Origin of the sequence: Rhodomicrobium sp. Az07 (assembly GCF_018619475.1) — a bacterium.
In the GTDB taxonomy this organism is placed as follows: Bacteria; Pseudomonadota; Alphaproteobacteria; order Rhizobiales; family Rhodomicrobiaceae; genus Rhodomicrobium.
Map to the genome: position 1 here is coordinate 1 of NZ_JAHFZG010000021.1, position 17,511 is coordinate 17,511.

Annotated in this window: 14 protein-coding genes and 1 tRNA gene; 7 read left to right on the top strand and 8 right to left on the bottom strand. The window is 60.8% G+C overall.

Annotation, left to right across the window (positions count from 1 at the left end):
- Window positions 1–211: 211 nt before the first annotated feature.
- Together KKP04_RS13680 and KKP04_RS13685 are read right to left on the bottom strand one after the other, a co-directional pair.
- Complete coding sequence (locus KKP04_RS13680) at window positions 212–1,336, bottom strand: YceI family protein (RefSeq protein WP_215032667.1); 1,125 nt, start codon at window positions 1,334–1,336, stop codon at window positions 212–214.
- 15 nt (window positions 1,337–1,351) lie between these two features.
- The gene (locus tag KKP04_RS13685) at window positions 1,352–1,771 is read right to left on the bottom strand and encodes a VOC family protein (RefSeq protein WP_215032670.1); all 420 of its coding nucleotides are present in this window, start codon (window positions 1,769–1,771) and stop codon (window positions 1,352–1,354) included.
- Window positions 1,772–2,249: 478 nt separating this feature from the next.
- Between KKP04_RS13685 and KKP04_RS13690 the strand changes: the two genes are divergently transcribed.
- The 3 genes from KKP04_RS13690 (at window position 2,250) to KKP04_RS13700 (ending at window position 3,603) form a co-directional block, all read left to right on the top strand.
- Window positions 2,250–2,825, top strand: a complete 576-nt coding sequence (locus KKP04_RS13690) for a cold-shock protein (protein WP_215032799.1) — start codon at window positions 2,250–2,252, stop codon at window positions 2,823–2,825.
- A gap of 119 nt (window positions 2,826–2,944) precedes the next feature.
- On the top strand, window positions 2,945–3,322 hold the full coding sequence (locus KKP04_RS15595) for a DUF192 domain-containing protein (RefSeq protein WP_371818812.1): 378 nt from the start codon (window positions 2,945–2,947) through the stop codon (window positions 3,320–3,322).
- Between the two features lie 8 nt (window positions 3,323–3,330).
- Window positions 3,331–3,603 (top strand): hypothetical protein, encoded by a 273-nt coding sequence (locus tag KKP04_RS13700; RefSeq protein ID WP_251134118.1) that lies wholly within the window; start codon window positions 3,331–3,333, stop codon window positions 3,601–3,603.
- 69 nt (window positions 3,604–3,672) lie between these two features.
- On the opposite strand, the gene KKP04_RS13705 is transcribed toward KKP04_RS13700, so the two are convergent.
- Entirely contained in the window at window positions 3,673–7,305 is a 3,633-nt protein-coding gene (locus KKP04_RS13705; protein ID WP_215032687.1) for a CheR family methyltransferase, read from the bottom strand.
- 374 nt (window positions 7,306–7,679) lie between these two features.
- A tRNA-Thr gene (locus tag KKP04_RS13710) sits at window positions 7,680–7,754 on the bottom strand.
- Window positions 7,755–8,019: 265 nt separating this feature from the next.
- Here KKP04_RS13710 and KKP04_RS13715 point away from each other — a divergent pair.
- Window positions 8,020–9,684: an NAD+ synthase gene (locus KKP04_RS13715; protein ID WP_215032708.1), complete on the top strand. Its 1,665-nt coding sequence runs from the start codon at window positions 8,020–8,022 to the stop codon at window positions 9,682–9,684.
- 127 nt (window positions 9,685–9,811) lie between these two features.
- Here KKP04_RS13715 and KKP04_RS13720 read toward each other — a convergent pair whose 3' ends face one another.
- The 3 genes from KKP04_RS13720 to KKP04_RS13730 all read right to left on the bottom strand — a co-directional run bounded on the left by KKP04_RS13720 (window position 9,812) and on the right by KKP04_RS13730 (window position 11,434).
- Window positions 9,812–10,141, bottom strand: coding sequence for a hypothetical protein (locus KKP04_RS13720; protein ID WP_215032711.1), 330 nt, complete (start codon window positions 10,139–10,141; stop codon window positions 9,812–9,814).
- Window positions 10,141–10,932, bottom strand: coding sequence for a hypothetical protein (locus tag KKP04_RS13725; protein ID WP_215032713.1), 792 nt, complete (start codon window positions 10,930–10,932; stop codon window positions 10,141–10,143). The genes KKP04_RS13720 and KKP04_RS13725 overlap by 1 nt, the downstream gene beginning before the upstream one ends.
- 202 nt (window positions 10,933–11,134) lie before the next feature.
- Window positions 11,135–11,434 (bottom strand): metalloregulator ArsR/SmtB family transcription factor, encoded by a 300-nt coding sequence (locus KKP04_RS13730; RefSeq protein ID WP_215032716.1) that lies wholly within the window; start codon window positions 11,432–11,434, stop codon window positions 11,135–11,137.
- Between the two features lie 250 nt (window positions 11,435–11,684).
- On the opposite strand from KKP04_RS13730, the gene KKP04_RS13735 reads away from it, so the two are divergent.
- The 3 genes from KKP04_RS13735 (at window position 11,685) to KKP04_RS13745 (ending at window position 16,815) form a co-directional block, all read left to right on the top strand.
- Window positions 11,685–12,728 (top strand): efflux RND transporter periplasmic adaptor subunit, encoded by a 1,044-nt coding sequence (locus KKP04_RS13735; protein ID WP_215032720.1) that lies wholly within the window; start codon window positions 11,685–11,687, stop codon window positions 12,726–12,728.
- Window positions 12,725–15,955 (top strand): efflux RND transporter permease subunit, encoded by a 3,231-nt coding sequence (locus tag KKP04_RS13740; protein WP_215032723.1) that lies wholly within the window; start codon window positions 12,725–12,727, stop codon window positions 15,953–15,955. The genes KKP04_RS13735 and KKP04_RS13740 overlap by 4 nt, the downstream gene beginning before the upstream one ends.
- A 302-nt stretch (window positions 15,956–16,257) precedes the next feature.
- Window positions 16,258–16,815, top strand: coding sequence for a hypothetical protein (locus KKP04_RS13745; RefSeq protein WP_215032726.1), 558 nt, complete (start codon window positions 16,258–16,260; stop codon window positions 16,813–16,815).
- 259 nt (window positions 16,816–17,074) lie between these two features.
- Here the strand turns inward: KKP04_RS13745 and KKP04_RS13750 are convergent, their stop codons facing one another.
- Entirely contained in the window at window positions 17,075–17,461 is a 387-nt protein-coding gene (locus KKP04_RS13750) for a DUF423 domain-containing protein (RefSeq protein WP_215032729.1), read from the bottom strand.
- Window positions 17,462–17,511 lie beyond the last annotated feature (50 nt).

The window sequence follows — 17,511 nt, forward strand, 5'->3', positions numbered from 1 at the left end:
TTGATCGTCTCGAAGAACCAGACGGTCCAGAACACCCATGGCTGCCTCCCAAATGACAGCCTTGAATCTGATTTGCTTGCCCTTGGGAATCCCAAGAGTCCACACTTCCTACAGCCTCGTGCCGCAAATCAGACGCGCCACGACGCTGTAGGTTTCTGTTGTCGATCAGCTTTTCTGCGTCAAAATCGAGTCCGATTAATCACAGGCTGATCTAGTTCGTGAGCTTCAGAGCGGCAAGGTCGATAGAAAGCTTCACGTCCTTCTCGACCGCGTAGCCTGCAACCGTTTGCGGGCCGACGCCGAATTCGAGGCGGTCGATGACAGTCTCGCCTTTCACGGATGCCGCGCCGTTCGACGTGGCAATCGAAAACGGCAGGGACACGGGCTTGGCGACGCCCTTCATTGTGAGGCGTCCCTCAAGCACGTATTTGCCTTTTCCGGCAGGCTTCGCGCTCCGCGCCACGAATTCCGCCGTGGGAAAGCGCGCCGGGTCGAAGAAGTCGGGCGACAGAAGCGCCTGGTCGACGTCGCCTTGTCCGGTGCTCACGCTTCTGACGTCGATCAGGACGCGAACCGAGGTTTGTTCAGGCATTGCCGGGTCGAACTCGACCTCCGATCGGAACGCCTTGAACGTGCCCTTCGTAACGAAGCCGCTGCCTGTCGCTTCGAAAGCAATCGCGCTCTTCTGCGGATCGACGCTCCATTCGGTCGCCCGCGCGTCGCTCGCCCCAAGAAGCGCGACCGAACCCGCAGCCGTCACCGCCAGTGCGACAGCGGCGCCGCGACCGGGAAAGCGCGGCGCCATGCGCGACCAGATGCCGTCGCCTCGAACCGCATGCCAGATCGTCGCCAGCACATGCAGGCCGATCATCGCGGCAAGGCCGAAGGCGGCGAATTCGTGAACTGCCGCGAGCGTCTGATGGATGCTCTTCTTTTCGTCGGGGCCGAGATCGACGAACCAGGGCAGGAGCGGGAAAGGCTGGCCGAACAGCAGCGAGGGCTTGTCCGAGGTCGAAATGAGCGCCCAACCGGAAACCGCGATCAGGAAGATGAGACCATAAAGCGCGAGATGGCCCAGCGCCGCGCCGAGCTTCTCCATGCCCGACATGGTCGCGGGCTCGGGCGGCGTCGGCGTGACCGCGCGCCAGAGAACGCGCAGAACCATCAGCGCCAGGATCGTGATGCCCAGCGACTTGTGCAGGTTATACGCTTGTATTCTCTCGACGAGGTTTTCGATGCCCCCCATCGTCCAGCCGAGGTAGAGCATGAAGATAATGAGGGCGGCAAGCACCCAATGCAGGACTTTCATTCCTGCGGCATAGTCTTGATGTATCATGACGAGAGTATCTCCTTACCACTTGCCGATGTTCGGCAATGATATCCAGGGTTCGGCGGGCGCGAGAGGCGCGCCTTTCTGCAAGAGTTCGATGGAAATGTTGTCGGGCGAACGGATGAAGGCCATGTAGCCGTCGCGCGGGGGTCGGTTGATCGTCACGCCCGCGTCGGCAAGACGCTGGCAGGTGTCGTAGACGTTGTCGACTTCATAAGCGAGGTGGCCGAAATTGCGCCCTTCGCCATACTCCTCCGGATCCCAGTTATAGGTGAGTTCCACGAGCGCGCTTTCGTCTCCGGGCGCAGCGAGGAAGACGAGGGTGTAGCGTCCCTCCGGCCTTTCGAGGCGACGCACCTCCTTCAGGCCGAGCTTGTTGACATAGAAGTCGAGCGACTGGTCGAGGTCCGTCACGCGGACCATGGTGTGCAGATATCTCATTCGAGCCTCCAACTTGACCGTCATTTAAGCATGATGGCCCATCCCGCAACCCGTTTGGTGGGTTTGGTTACAAACATGGCCGCCATGCAATTGCGCATTTCAACAGGTGTGGATAGCGGGGATCCGCAATCGTAAAGGCGGGAGGCATGCCGTTGATTCGCTGAACTTGTTGGCGGTCAAGGGCTCTTTTTGCGCGGTGCGGCCCGTGTCAGGAAAGCCTTGCGAAAGGCAGGGCTTTGCGGCAAATCTGGATTTATGACACATTTTTGTCAAAATTTAACTCGGAATATCAATCGCTTGCTGCGGTGAGGGCCGGCGGCAGGCAAGGCAGACCGCGTGGAGCGTTGGGGAAAGAGTTAATTTTCTCTAGCCTCGGTGGCGTGGAATGTTATGTTTCAAATGTGAGTTGGCGGGCGTTGAGGTCTTGGGCGAGATCTTTGCGGGCGCCACGTATTTCAGTGAAGCGGGGGACTACAAAATGGGGGACAATTTACCTCCAACCATTACTTCGTTTAACGACATCGCAGAGCAACCAAGTATAGACGTCTTCGTGATCGCAGGCCACATCAAGTGGTTCGATGTATCCAAGGGCTTCGGCTTCATCGTCCCTGACGGTGGTCTGCCCGACATCCTGATTCACGTCACCGTTCTGCGGCGGGACGGCTATCAGACTGCGTATGAAGGCGCCCGAATTGTCTGCGAAGTCCTGCGGCGCGACCGTGGGCTTCAGGCGTTCCGTGTGATCGAGATGGACGAGAGTACCGCCATCCATCCCTCGCAATTGCCCCAGCGGACACATGTCCATGTGGTGCCGGAAAGCGATTGGCAACGGGCCATGGTGAAGTGGTTCAACCGTCTCAAGGGCTTCGGGTTTCTCACCCGCGGCACCGGGACGGAAGACATCTTCGTCCATATGGAGACGCTGCGGCGCTTCGGGTTTGCCGAGCTTCGTCCTGGACAAATCGTTCAGGTGCGGTATGGGCATGGCGACAAGGGTCTCATGGCCGCGGAGCTTCGTCCCGACGGGACGATGGGCTACCCGTCCTCGCATTAAGGGATCATGAACCCATGACAATGGGTCGACCAAATATCACAAGGGCCGCGCTTGCGGCCCTTCTCATTTTGAGTTCTCCTCTTCTCAGCCGGGCAATCATGGCGCCAGCGTTTGGAGACGTGATTTTCAATCGAGCCAGTCTGACAATCGAGACCGCAAACGGCCCCGTGCCTCTGGATGTCGAGATTGCCGACACCGATTCGAAGCGCGAACAGGGGCTCATGTTCCGTCGCTCGCTTGCCGAAAACCAGGGCATGATCTTTCTGTTCGGCCGGGAACGCGAAATCACGATGTGGATGAAGAACACGTTCATCCCGCTCGATATGGTTTTCATCGGGGACGACTGGCGAGTCGTTTCCATCGCGCAAAACGCCGAGCCGTTTTCAATCGACGTGATTTCCTCTCGCCGACCGGCGTCTCGCGTGCTCGAAATCGGGGCAGGGCAGGCCAGGAAGCTCGGACTTAAGGTTGGCGACCGCGTTTCACTGAAGAAGTGAGGCTAGAAATGATGCAGAACCGGCGGTTCAATCTCGAACGGGAAAAGGCGCCACCGATCAATTGGCGGCGCGGCATGATCAGGCTCTGGATCCTTGCCTCGGCGGCCTGGATCATGGGTTGGTCGCTTTACTTTGCCATCGAATTCATAAACGGCGAGACCCGGCAGGAGGTGCTTGGCATTCCGGTCGTGCTGTTCGGTCCGCCGCTGGCGCTCTTCCTCTTCGGCCTCGCGACGAGATGGGCTTTCCGTGGTTTCGAGTCCGACGACGCCTCCACCTAATCAGTATCAGCGCTAAACCGGTATCCATTGACGCAGAGTCAAATCGAGTCCGATTTAACGCAGGCTGACCTACGCCTCGCCTTCTCGATTCGCAGGTAAAGCGCCATTTGCGGTCCGCTCGCCGTCATTGTCTGTGCGCTTGAGCGGCATGGCGATCACGCACAGAAGACCGGTGGGCGCGAATTCGAGGCGAACCTCTCCCCCTGTTTCGAATGAAAGCCCGCGTTCAATCAGATGAGACCCGAAGCCGGATCGCGTGGGCGGCGTCACCGGTGGCCCGCCGCTCTCGACCCATCGAATTCGCGCGACCTCTTCGGCCCCGCTCCTGTCGACGCTCCAGGTGACATCCACCCTGCCGGACTGGGTAGAAAGCGCGCCGTATTTCGCGGCATTTGTCGTCAGCTCATGAACCGCCATGCCGAGCATCAGGGCCTGTGCGGGGGTCAGGTTCACCGTCTCTCCGTCGAGCGCGAAGCGGGGTTCATCACCCGCGCGATCATAGGGCGAAAGCTCCGCAGCGAAGATCCGCCGCAAGGAAGCGCCCTCCCAATGGCTCTCGGTGAGAAGGTTATGCGTTTTGGAGAGCGCCAGAATCCGAGCCTGGAAGGCGGCGCCAAACTCGGGAAGTGTCGTGACGTGCCTCGCGGTTTCCCTCGAAATCGCAAGAACGGTCGACAGTGTGTTCTTCGTGCGATGATCCAGCTCTTTCATCAGCAGGTCTCGCTGCCGTTCCGAGCGGACCCTTTCGCTGACGTCGCGCGCCACGATCGAGGCGGCGATAATGGTGCCATCCGCGTTGCGCACCGGGGAGACGGTTAACGAGATGTGGATGCGTCTTCCGACTTTCGCCGCGAGCAAGGTTTCGTAGCTCTGGACAGCTTCGCCAAGCTTGACCCGCTCCAGAACGCCGGGCAACTGGTCCTTCCCGCCCGCCGCCGCGACGAGGACTGAGAGAGGCTTTCCGACTATTTCTTCCGCTGTGTAACCGAAAATCTTCTCAGCACCCCTGTTCCAGCTCGAAATAACGCCATCGAGCGAATGGCCGATGATCGCGTCATCCGAGGACTCCACGATGGCAGCGAGACGCGCGAGCGTTTCCTGATGGCGCTTCTGCTCGGAAATATCGACGAAGGTAATTACCACGCCATCGACGACACCGTTCAACGTCCGATAAGGCCTGATCCGCATCAGGAACGTGGCCCCGTTGTCGGGCGTATGAACCTCGCGCTCGACAACGGACAGCGCCGCGAGGGCGCTCCGAACGTCCGCTTCAATGGCGTGATAGCTGAGGCGACTGGCGATCTCGATGACGGGGCGCCCGCGATCCGCTTCGCGCAAATGGAACAGTTTCGTGCAGGCGGCCGTGAATGTGCGCACACATAACGCGTCATCGAGAAACAGGATGGCGATGTCCGTGCCCTCAAGCAGGTTCTGAAGATCGCTGTTCAACCGATGCAGGGACGTGTTCTTTTCGCTGAGTTCATTGTTGACGGTTTGTAGCTCCTCGTTGATCGACTGCATTTCCTCTTTCGAGGTCTCCAGCTCCTCGTTGGACGATTGCAGTTCCTCATTGAGAGACTGATATTCCTCGTTCGCCGATTTCAGGTCTTCATTCGCCTGTTCCGCCTCGTCGAGCGCCGCCTGAAGGCGCGCCCTGATGGCGCTCAGTTCGGCTTCGAGTTCTTTGTTGCCACTGCCCCGGCCTTCCTTGTCAGGCACTCCAGCCGGCTCTTTCGTCTCGATATCCTGAAAAATGACGATGTAATGCGTGGCCTTGCCTGAGGCGGGGAGGACCGGTTCGACGATGAGGTTTATAGCATCGCTCTTGCCCGCAACCTCGATCGCAACATTTCCCTGAACCGCCCGGAGCCCGGTCGCTGCGGCTTTCTGGAGCAGAGAGCGAGCCACCGGGCGCAAAGCATTCTGGATCAGATTGAAGAGGTTGAAGCTGGCGGCGCCGGGCTGGGGATCGAGATATCTTCCCGTCTGGCCGGAAAAGCTGAGAACCTGATGTTTCTGGTCGACGAGAAGATGAGCCGGGGCATATCGCTCCATCACGCGCCGCGCGCCTCTTTCGACGCCGCTCTCTGCGGCGTGGCGGTGCGGTATGCCTGCCGATGAGATGACAATCCCTCTCGACGCCGCAGGCGACAGAGGGAGACTTGGCAGCGCAGCGGGCGTGTCGTTGCGCCGCTCAAAGAGGCGATGCTTCTTGTCCACCTCTGTAAAGAAATGCTCCTGCCGGGCGATGCTCTCGGATGGGCCCAGGAAGAGGTAACCGCCGGGACGAAGCGCATAATGGAAGATCGGAATCAGCCGGTCTTGCAGCGCTGTGTCCAGATAGATCAGGAGATTGCGGCAGGAAATCAGGTCGAGTTTCGAGAAGGGCGGATCGCGCAGCACGCTATGAACGGAGAAGACGATGTTTTCCCTGAGTTCGGATGAGACGGCATAATGATCTCCTTCGCGAACGAACCACCTCTCAAGCCGTTGCGGTGAAACCGCGTCCAGCAGCGCTTCTGGGTACCGTCCGGCGCGCGCATGCACGATCGCGCGGTCGTCGATGTCGGTCGCGAAGATGATGATCCCCGGGGCGGATGGCAGCTTCGCCACGGCTTCCATCAAAAGGATTGCGATGGAATAGGCTTCCTCGCCCGAGGCACAGCCCGCGACCCAGACGCGAACCTGATCGTCTGAGCCCTTGCCCGCGATGAGCGCCGGCACGACTTTCGCTTCGAGTGCATCGAAGGCGGCGGGATCGCGGAAGAATTGAGTGACCCCGATCAGGAGGTCGCGAAACAAGAATTCAAGTTCTTTCGGATTTCCGCGCAGCTCTTCGAGATAGCCATTCATGCTATCGAGATGCAGAACCTGCATGCGCCTTTGGATGCGCCGGACGAAGGTCTTTTCCTTGTACTCGGAAAAGTCGTGGCCGACAGCGGCGCGGAGCAGCGTGGCTATTTCCGCCAGATGCCCAGCCGCATCATCGCGTATGCCTTCGGTGTTCTTGTGCGCCTTCGCCTCCACAAGATGGCGATGATAGTCTAGCAGTTTCGCCGGAATGTCCCTCACTTGCAGGACATGATCGACGAAGCCCGTGGCCGCTGCGCTGCTGGGCATGCCAAGTTTGGCCTTATGGTCGATTTCGGCCTGGGCAATCGTAAGGCCGCCATGTTCCTTGATCGAACCGAGGCCAAGAGACCCGTCGCTTCCGGTGCCGGAGAGGATCACGCAAACGGCGTTCTCGCCCTGATCTCGGGCGAGCGAAAACATGAACGTATCTATCGGGCGGCGTAGCTCGCGCGGCGGTGCCGGTTTGACGACAACGAAACGCCCGTTCGCGATAGTGAGTGTGGCATCGGGCGGGATGACGAAAACGTGGTTCGGCAAGACCTCGCCGCCATCCGCCGCTTCGGTCACGGGCATCGCTGTTGTCTTGCCGAGGATCTCAGCGAGCATGCTTTTGTGGTCCGGGGCGAGGTGCTGGACCAGCACGAAAGCCATGCCGCTGTCGGAACGCATGTGTTCGAAGAAGGCCGTGAACGCCTCGAGGCCGCCCGCCGACGCGCCGATGCCAACGATGACGGGTGACGAGGTAATTTCGTTGCGAGGCGCGCGAAGGGCGTCGCTTTCCTCGGACACCGGCGCAGCCTTGTTGGAGGCACCCCCACCGTTCTTTCGACGCGGCTTGTGCTCCGTCATGATAATCGGCCTTATTATTTATGAGTTGGATTTTGCCCAAGATCAAGGTTAGGGCATCTTGGCCCATAAGCTCTTCAGATGCAAACAACTTAGGACTTTTATTCCAAAACAGATTAGGATGGCACTCTTCTTTGCCTTCGGCTTTTTCACTTAAAAATTGTAACGAGTGCGTGGAAGCGCTGTCGCCCTTCGCGCAATACAGCGCCTTTATCTTATCTCTCGGATTGCATACTGAGACGCTCCTGGCTTTCGGTTGACCTGTCTTCTGAGGCAGGGGTGAGACACCGATGCGGAAGCCGGTCGCGTGCGGCGGAGAGGGCGACCGCGAACGCATCGAAATCGTCACCCACGACAACGATCCGTGGGGGAATCGGTGGTGCCGGCTGAGGGATTTGAACCCCCGACCTTCGGTTTACAAAACCGCTGCACTACCACTGTGCTAAGCCGGCGTTGAAACGGCCGCCTTGCGGGCGCGCTTCACACAGTGCAAATAACAAATTGCGCCCTAATAAGCAACCGTGCTGGCGGCCCTTCCTTTGCCGCCGTGCGCCATCCGCCGCGATCGATGTCCGTAAATGCCACATGTCTCGACGCCAGGGCAGTACTCCGTACGACCCGCTGCCGGTGGATGATTTTCTTGATCCCTATCGCGCCGGAAGCGTACGGTTCTGGCGTTTCGCGCCCGTGCCGCGAAACGTCCCCGGGAGACGACACATGACATCGACGTTGCGCATTGCCTGCGCCCAGCTCAACCCCGTTGTCGGCGACCTCGCCGGAAATGCCGCGCTGGCTCGCGCGGCGCGAGCCGAAGCGCGCGGCATGGCAGCCGATCTGGTGGTTTTCCCCGAGCTGTTCATCGCGGGCTATCCGCCGGAAGACCTGATCCTGAAGCCCGCCTTCGTGGGGGCGTGCATGGAGGCGGTGCGCGCGCTGGCCGCCGCCACGGCCGATGGCGGCCCGGCGCTGCTCGTGGGCACGCCATGGGGGGAGGACGGCAATGTTTGCAACGCGATTGCGCTGCTCGCGGGCGGCCGTATCGAAGCGCTGCGGTACAAGGTGGAGCTGCCGAATTACAGCGTGTTCGACGAGAAGCGCGTGTTCGCGCCGGGGCCGCTGCCCGAGCCGGTAAGTTTTGCCGGGCTTCGTCTCGGCCTGCCGATCTGCGAGGATATCTGGACTCCTGCCGTCGCGGGGTCGCTCGCGGCGCGCGGCGCGGACCTTCTGATTTCGCCGAACGGCTCGCCCTTTACGCTGAAGAAGTGTGCGCAGCGGCTCGACGTGGCACGCGCCCGCGTGGCCGAAACCGGCCTGCCGCTGCTCTACATCAATCAGTTCGGCGGGCAGGACGAACTCGTGTTCGACGGCGCGTCCTTCGCGCTGAACCGCGACGGTGCGCTCGCCGCGCAACTTCCGGCGTGGGAGACGTCGCTTGCGCTCACCGAATGGCGGCGCGATGCAAGCGGCTGGGCGTGTGCAAGCGGCCCGGATGCGCGCGTCGAGGAAGGGAGCGAGGCGGCCTACCTCGCTTGCGTCACAGGCTTGCGCGATTACGTCGAGAAAAACCGCTTCCCCGGCGTGGTGCTGGGCCTTTCCGGCGGCATCGACAGCGCGCTTTGTGCGGCAATGGCGACCGATGCGCTGGGCGCCGCGCGCGTGCATTGCATCATGCTGCCCTACCGCTACACCTCGAACGCCTCGCTCGACGACGCGGAAGCGTGCGCCGAAGCGCTTGGCGTTCGCTACGAAATCGTGCCGATCCATGCGGCGGTGGAGGCGTTCAGCGGCATGCTCGCGCCGCTGTTCAAGGACGCGCAGCCGGGCCTCGCCGAAGAAAACCTGCAATCGCGCATTCGCGGGACGACGCTGATGGCCGTGTCGAACAAGTTCGGCGGGATGGTCGTGACCACGGGCAACAAATCCGAGGTGTCGGCCGGCTACGCCACGCTTTACGGCGACATGAACGGTGGCTTCAATCCGGTCAAGGATCTCTACAAGACGCAGGTCTTCGCGCTGTCGCGCTTCCGCAACGAGCACGTGCCGATGGGCTGCCTTGGGCCGGGCGGCATCGTCATCCCGGAGACCGTCATCACCAAGGCGCCGACCGCCGAATTGCGCGAGAACCAGAGGGATCAGGATTCGCTGCCGCCCTACGATGTGCTGGACGACATCCTCGAAAGCCTCGTGGATCGCGAGGAACCGCTGGCCACCATCGTCGCGCGCGGACATGCGCCGGACACGGTGAAAAAGGTGGAGCGCCTGCTCTATCTTTCGGAGTACAAGCGGCGGCAGGCTGCCCCCGGCGTGAAGATCACCGAGAGGAATTTCGGCCGCGACCGCCGCTATCCGATCGTCAATCGCTTCCGCGAGACGGTGGGATGAGGGGGAGCAGAAGAAACAAGTTTCGTAGCATAGCAAAACGGCGAAGCTCGCTTTGGGATCTCATAGCGGATACCGGCCGGAACCCGAATCTGAAGAATGGGCCAGAGGCCGTGTAGAGATTGTAGACTCAGGCGTAACGTGGCTTCGCCGGGTTACTGTGGTGCCATGCCTCCTGGGGTAGCGAACGTACGAAAGTGTCCGCGATATCAAGTGCACCGTGCGCAGTTGCCCATTGAAGGTGCTCGTAGAATCGGGCCGCACGGGAAGCGTCATTGGAGAAAGTCCATGCCGACAGCACGATCGGTGGCGCTGGCTCCCAGGTTATGCCGCCATTGGTGTCGAGGCGTCGACCGCCGATTTTTTGCCAGAGCGCATGCCACTCCATGGGGCGAGGACAGACCCGATCATCGGACATAACAAAGGACAGCAATGCTTCAAGTTGTAATTCCGTATCCATCAGTACTCACCTTCAGGTCGAAGTGGATCCAACGCATGACCCACTTTAAGTCCCATCTCATGAGTCGTAACGAAATCTATAAGCATTTGCTGATGAACGCGAATTGGGCGACCACTCTCGCTAAACGATCCTTGTAACCACGGGCGAAAGCATCCCAACTGCTTCTGTTTCTGCTTCGCCTCCTCGTAGCTTGCTACGTTCCCCACTGACAACTGAATCAGCATCTTTCGCTCAAGTTCTTGATAAACGTCTTCATTGCTTGGAGCGACGCAGTAAGGCGGAATGTAAGGCGGGACCCTATGCGCCAATGGATGCCGCCAATCTGCGACGTAGTCGAGCCACTTATCTCTTTCGGCTAGATATGTTTGCAATTCGGCGGGCAACGACGTCCGAACGATAGTATTGTTCCGCCAGAACCCAACATTTCCCCGCTTTACGGCCCGACCTTTCTCGTCTCGGACGCTCTTCTCGCACACCCAAACCCACGCAAGGTTGTCAATTGCTCCATAGACATTGATAAGAAAAGCATGCGCCGCAATTTCGGCCCCGACGATTGATTCATCATTTGGGAGATTGGCCTGTGGTCGGTCAAGTGGAAGGTATTCAAACAATCGACTGACACAGTGCATCATGATATTGACGCGCCGCAAGAACCCCTGCACGCCTAGCTCTCGCCCGCGTTCCGAAACGTAATTACGATAGACAAAAACATGCATTAGTTCGTGGTACTTGGTTCGCAAGAAGGGCAGCTCCTGGACCATCGACGCCACTGCTTTATCGCTATAGCTCATCCGAATGCCTGTCCGTTCTATGCACACCCGCTTCACGGCGATCTCCGAATCGCACGGATGCGCCTATCAGTGTCCAAATCCACGCGAGGATCGATTCGAGTCAAGGGCAGGATTGTTTCAGCTTTTTTCGGAAAGGACCGCGTTTGGATCTAAAAGCGGTCTCCGTGCCTAATGAACCAGTTGCCGCAACGCGTCTTTCGCCTCAGGGGCAGTAGATCTCGTAGAGAATTTCCAGCATTCTGCGTGCCGGGTCGCTGGAGATGGAATAGAAGATCGTTTGCCCCTCGCGCCGAGTTGCGACGAGCCGGTCTTTTCGAAGCAGCGCGAGATGCTGCGAGACGGTCGACTCCCGCGCTTGCAGGAACTGCGCGAGTTCGCCCACCGACTTTTCGCTTTCGATCAGCTGGCACATGATCATGAGCCGGGACTTGTTGCCCAGCGATTGCAGAAGCTCGACCGCCACATCGGCGGCTTGCGACATTTTTTCGGTCTGTATATTCATTTTTCCGTAGATACGAAGCCACGAACGTCCTATACCACATCTAGCATCTGTATAGAAAAAGAAAAGCTGCCAGACTGACGGCGCGAGGCGGCCAATCATCGCGGTAGATAGAGGTTTTGTATGTGTCCGACCGACAAGGCCGGCCTCCTCATGCAGCCGGCATCAGCCGGTTCGCTACAAGTCCCGGTCCTCCCTTTTGTGGCGGCGGAGATTGCATCGCGTATTTCGACACTCAAGAAGGGACGTGGAAATGACGCCTCGTAATTTCGGGCGAGCCACAGCGCGATTTTCGGCGAGCCTCGCGGTGCTGGCGGCGCTGGTCCTCTCCGCGCATGCGATCGCGACCGCCGCCAAGGCTCAAGAGGTTTTCGAGGTCAGGGAAACCAGCATCGACGATCTCAAATCCGTGTTCGCCACCGTGCGCAGCACTGACGAGATCAATGCGCGCGTGCGCACCGGCGGGACCATCGCCTCGCTCACCATCAAGCGCGGGAGCGAGGTCAAGACGGGCGACGTGATCGCGACAGTCGCGGATCAGAAACTCGCACTCAAGATGAAATCGCTCGACGCCCTGATCGTCGGCCTCAGATCGCGCGCCGATACGGCAAAGAGCGAGGCCCAGCGTCAGGAGCAGCTTGCGCAACGCGGCTTCGCGGCGGGCGCGAAGGTCGAAGAAGCGCGCGCAGCTTCGCAAGTTGCCGCGAATGCCCTGAAATCCGCCGAGGCCGAGCGAGCGGTTCTCACCCGGGAGGTCGAGGAAGGCGATGTTCTGGCACCGGCGCAAGGTCGTGTGCTGACCATCCCCGTGACCGTCGGCGCGGTGGTCATGCCGGGCGAGACAATCGCGAAAATTGCGGCGAACGCCTACGTGCTGCGCCTTGAATTGCCCGAGCGACACGCACGCTTCATCAAGCGAGGCGATCCGGTCATCGTCGGAGGCCGCGCGCTCTCGGATAACGGCGCGCCGCTCGGCAGTGGCGCGATATCGCTCGTCTACCCCGAGCTTCAGGACGGCCGCGTGATCGCGGACGCGCAAGCCGAGGGGCTCGGCCGGTATTTTGTCGGCGAACGCGTTCTCGTCTGGATCTCGGCCGGAAAGCGACAGGCGATAGCCGTGCCTCGCGCCTATGTTTTCAAGCGCTTCGGCCTCGATTACGCCCGCGTTCGCAAGGACGACGGCAAGCTTGTGGACGTCGTGGTTCAGACAGGACAGCCCGCAAAGCTTGAAGGAGATGGCGACGCCGTCGAGGTGCTGTCAGGGCTTCGTTCCGGCGACAGGCTGGTGCGGCCATGAAGCTCGGTATTTCAGGATACCTCACGCGGGCGTTTATTAATTCCCCGCTGACCCCGCTTCTTCTCATGCTGGCGCTGATGCTGGGCTCGATAGCGCTCGTTACGCTTCCGCGCGAGGAGGAGCCGCAAATCTCAGTGCCGATGGTGGACATCCAGGTGCGCGCCGACGGGCTGAAGGCGCAGGACGCGGCGCGACTCGTGACGGAGCCGCTCGAAACCATCGTGAAGGCCATCAGCGGCGTTGAACATGTCTACAGCCAGACTTCCGACGACCGCGTTCTCGTCACCGCACGCTTCCTGGTCGGGACCAACTCGGATGAAGCGATCTTGCGCGTGCATGAGAAAGTGCGCGCCAATATGGACAGGATCCCCATCGGAATCCCCGAGCCGTTGATTATCGGCCGCGGCATCGACGATGTTGCGATCCTCAGCTTGACGCTGGCGCCGAAGCCCGAAGCGGCGGAGCGTTGGACGGACAACGCGATCTATCATCTCGCTGAAAATCTGCGCATCGAACTTGCGAAGGTCGACAATGTCGGGCTGACCTACATCGTCGGCGGCCGCCCCGATCAGATCCGCATCGAGCCCGATCCCGAAAAGCTGTCGCTCTATGGCGTAACGCTGTCGCAGCTCGTGGACAAGGTGCGCTCTGCAAACCGCTCCTTTCTCGCAGGCCAGATCCGCGACCGGGATCGCGCGGTGCCCATCGTCGCCGGTCAGACCTTGCAAGGCGTGCCGGACATCGGCCTCCTTCTTCTGACAACGCGCGATGGTCGCCCCGTCTATGTTCGCGACGTGGCCCGGATCGTCGTCGGCGCCAAGCCGCTGGAGCAGCAAAGCTGGCATCTGCAAAAGGACGAGAACGGCGAGTTGACGCGCGTGCCGTCCGTCACAATCGCCATCGCGAAGCGCGCGGGCGCGAACGCCGTGGAGATTTCGGAAAAGCTTGTCGAGAAGCTTGAGCGCCTGCGCGGGGCTGCGCTGCCCGACGACATCGAGGTTCACGTCACGCGCAATTACGGCGCGACCGCAAGCGAGAAGGCCGACGAGTTGCTGTTCCATCTCGGGCTTGCGACGGTCTCGATCGTGGCGCTTATCGTGTTCGCCATCGGCTGGCGCGAGGGGATCGTGGTCGCCATCGTGATCCCGACCACAATCCTGCTCACGATGTTCGCCTCGTGGGTCATGGGCTACACCATCAACCGCGTGAGCTTGTTCGCGCTGATCTTCTCCATCGGCATTCTCGTCGACGACGCCATCGTCGTGATCGAAAACATTGCGCGCCACTGGGCAATGCCCGGCAACCGAAGCCGCATGCAGGCGACGATCGAGGCGGTGGCCGAAGTGGGCAACCCGACGATTCTCGCGACGCTCACCGTGGTGGTGGCTCTGTTGCCCATGCTGTTCGTCTCCGGGTTGATGGGGCCGTATATGAGCCCGATCCCCGCGAATGCTTCGGCGGCGATGATCTTCTCCTTCTTCGTAGCGGTGATGGTGACGCCGTGGCTCATGATGAAAATCGGCCGGAAGCACGTGGGCGCCGATGAGCACGAGCACGGCGGAGGATTCCTGGCACGCGCCTACGTGGCGGCCGCCAAACCGATTCTCCGCGACCGAAAGCGCGCGTTGATGTTCCTGCTTGCGGTGGGCGCCGCGACACTCGCCTCGCTGATGCTGTTCTGGACAAAGGCGGTGACGGTGAAGCTCCTGCCCTTCGACAACAAATCCGAAGTGCAAATTGTCATCGATCTGCCGAAAGGCGCCTCGCTCGAACAGACCGGCCGCGTGCTCGACGCTGCCGCCGAGCGGCTCAAGGGCCTGCCCGAACTCGTCTCGATCCAGTCCTACGCAGGCGCCGCCGCGCCTTTCAATTTCAACGGCCTCGTCCGCCACTACTATATGCGAACCGGCCCTGAGCAGGGCGATCTCGCGCTCAATCTCGCGCCGAGGTCGGAGCGCTCGCGCACGAGCCACGAAATCGCGCTTGACGCGCGCGAGAGGTTGCGCGGCCTCGACATGCCGGAGGGAACCGCACTCAAGGTTGTCGAGGTGCCGCCTGGGCCGCCCGTGTTGTCCACGCTGCTGGCCGAGGTATACGGACCCGATCCGGAGACGCGCCGGGCCACGGCCACGAAACTGAAGGAGATTTTTGAAAGCGTGCCTTTCATCGTGGATGTGGACGCGAGCTTCAGAACGCCCGAGGACCGCCTTCGCGTCTCCATCGATCAGGACAAGCTCGAATTCTTCCGCGTCGAACAGCGGGACGTGTACGACACGATTCAGGCTTACCTTTCCGGCGTCCCGGTGGGCTATTCGCATCGCGGCGAGGGGCATCATCCCGTGGAGATTGCCGTCGCCTTGCCGAAGCACGAGCTTTCGCTGTCGCAGCGGACGCTTTCCACGCCTGTTCCGGCTAACGCGACCCCCGGCAATCGCGCCATCGTCGAACTGGGCGATCTGGTGAGCCTGACGACGGAGCGCGCCTCGTTTCCGATCTTCCGGCACAACGGGAGACCGGCCGAGATGGTGACGGCTGAACTCGCGGGCAGCTTCGAGGCGCCGATCTACGGCATGCTCGCGGTACGCGACGCTATCGACAAGGCCGACTGGGGCGCGGGGCAGAAGCCGGTTATCGCCCTTCACGGCCAGCCCGATGACGAATCCAGGCCGACGCTGCTTTGGGACGGCGAATGGGAAGTGACCTATGTCACCTTCCGCGATCTCGGCGCCGCTTTCGGCATCGCGATCCTCGGCATCTATTTCATCGTGGTCGGCCAGTTCGGTTCGTTCAAGCTGCCGCTCGTGATCCTGACGCCGGTGCCGCTCACGCTCATCGGCATCATGCTGGGGCACTGGATGTTCAGCGCGCCGTTCACGGCGACATCGATGATCGGTTTCATCGCGCTTGCGGGCATCATCGTTCGAAACTCGATCCTGCTTGTGGACTTCATTCGCAGCAAGCGGGGAAGCGGCATGCCGTTGAAGCAGGTGCTGCTGGAGGCGGGCGCCATCCGGTTCAAGCCTATCCTCCTGACAGCGCTCGCGGCGATGTTCGGCGCGGCGGTCATTCTGTTCGATCCCATTTTTCAGGGGCTCGCGATATCGCTGCTGTTCGGCCTCGCCTCCTCGACGCTGCTGACGGTGCTCGTCATTCCGGCGATCTATGTTGTGCTGCGCGATGAAAGCCGGCCCGAACCCATGAGCGGCCAAAACCGAGGCGCCGGCTGAACCCGGGCGAGCGAATTCGGCGCAGGTTCCGCGCGCATCGCCTCGCCTTGCGCGACTGATTCGAATTGCCCAAAATGAAAAAATCTCGATTTGACAATGACATGCGCATCCGGCGCAAGATGGGGTTATGGCAATTATGATATTTTACATGTGCATAGGTCGCCAAAAATCCGCACAAGGAAAGAATGGACGCCAGTGCCTTGTTTTAAAGCACGCTTTTTACGTAAAATTAAACACAACCGTAGATTGCTAACGAAGTGGCCGGCCGCGGTGGCCGGTTCGAATCGAAAGCAAACAAAACCATGGCCTCCCTTTCTCCCAACACGATAGCGATCAACACGATCGCCCATAATCTCGCAAATGCCGCCGATGCGGTCGCCGCCCTCGACGCCGCGATTTCCGAGGAGCTGCGCGCGCTGATCCGGCTCGCCAACGCTGAGGTCGTCCGCGTCCGCAAGGCCGCTCGGAAGGCAGCCGCCGCCGCGAAGCGTGCCGCCGTAGCCGCAGCGACTGCCGTCGAGTCGAAGCAGCCCGCGCGCCGCGGCCGCAAGCCGAAGGCTAAGATCGAAGCCTCTGCCGCCGTCGAAATTCCGGCTGTCGTAGAAGCCGTCGCCGCGAAAGCAATCGAAGCTCCCGCTGTTGCCGAAGCCGTCGCCGCTGAAGTGACAAAAGGTCCGGCTGTCGTTGAACCTGCTCCCGAAATGATCGAAGCCCCGGTTAACGAAGCGACCGTACTTTCCGGCGAGGCCATCGAAATCCCGGCCGATGCCCTCGAATTCTCCGCCGTGCTCGCCGCCGCGACGCCGAAAGCGCGGGGCCGACGCCGCAAGACTGTCGCCAACGGCATGACCGCCCACTGAGACCGGTCGTCATCGAAGCAGAGGTTCAGACAGCCGCTACCCGCAGTCTGGCCGCAACGGCGAATGAGTGCCGCGTACCTTGGATGGAGTGAACACCGCGTGACAAGCGTTCAGTTTTTTCCGCAGGCGATGAGGAGCTGGGGAGCGCGCCCCCGCGCCACATACGGCGGAAAGCCCCTTACAACAAGCCGGTAGCAGGCGTCGACGTCTTCGTCGCCGCCCTGACGCCGGCTTCTTCGTGCCAAGAGCGCGTTATGTGTCAGCGGCGCAGACCGAGAGCGCCGATAGCAAAGGCGAGCCACCCGCCGATGAGGGCCACACCGCCCGCCGGAACCACGCCGAACGGTGTCGCGAAAATGTCCGCGTGGCGCGCATAGATGCCGCCCGAGAAGAAGACGATCCCGACAACGAACAGGAGCGCCGCGAGGTTCAGGAAGATCGAGCCGACATGCGTCCGCCAGCCCTGCGAGATGAACAGCACGACGCCGACGCCGAGCAGCGCGAGCGAATGCAGCGTGTGATAGAGCGCCGCCGAGGCGAACGCCTCTCGCGACGCATCGGCCGTTACCTCATGCGCGCCGATGGCACCGGCTGCGACCGAAAGCGCGCCAAGAACAGCCGCGATGAAAATCCAGAAACGTCCCATGTTTTTCCCCGCAACGGGCCGACGGTTCAAGTCCCCGGCCAACCAGATAA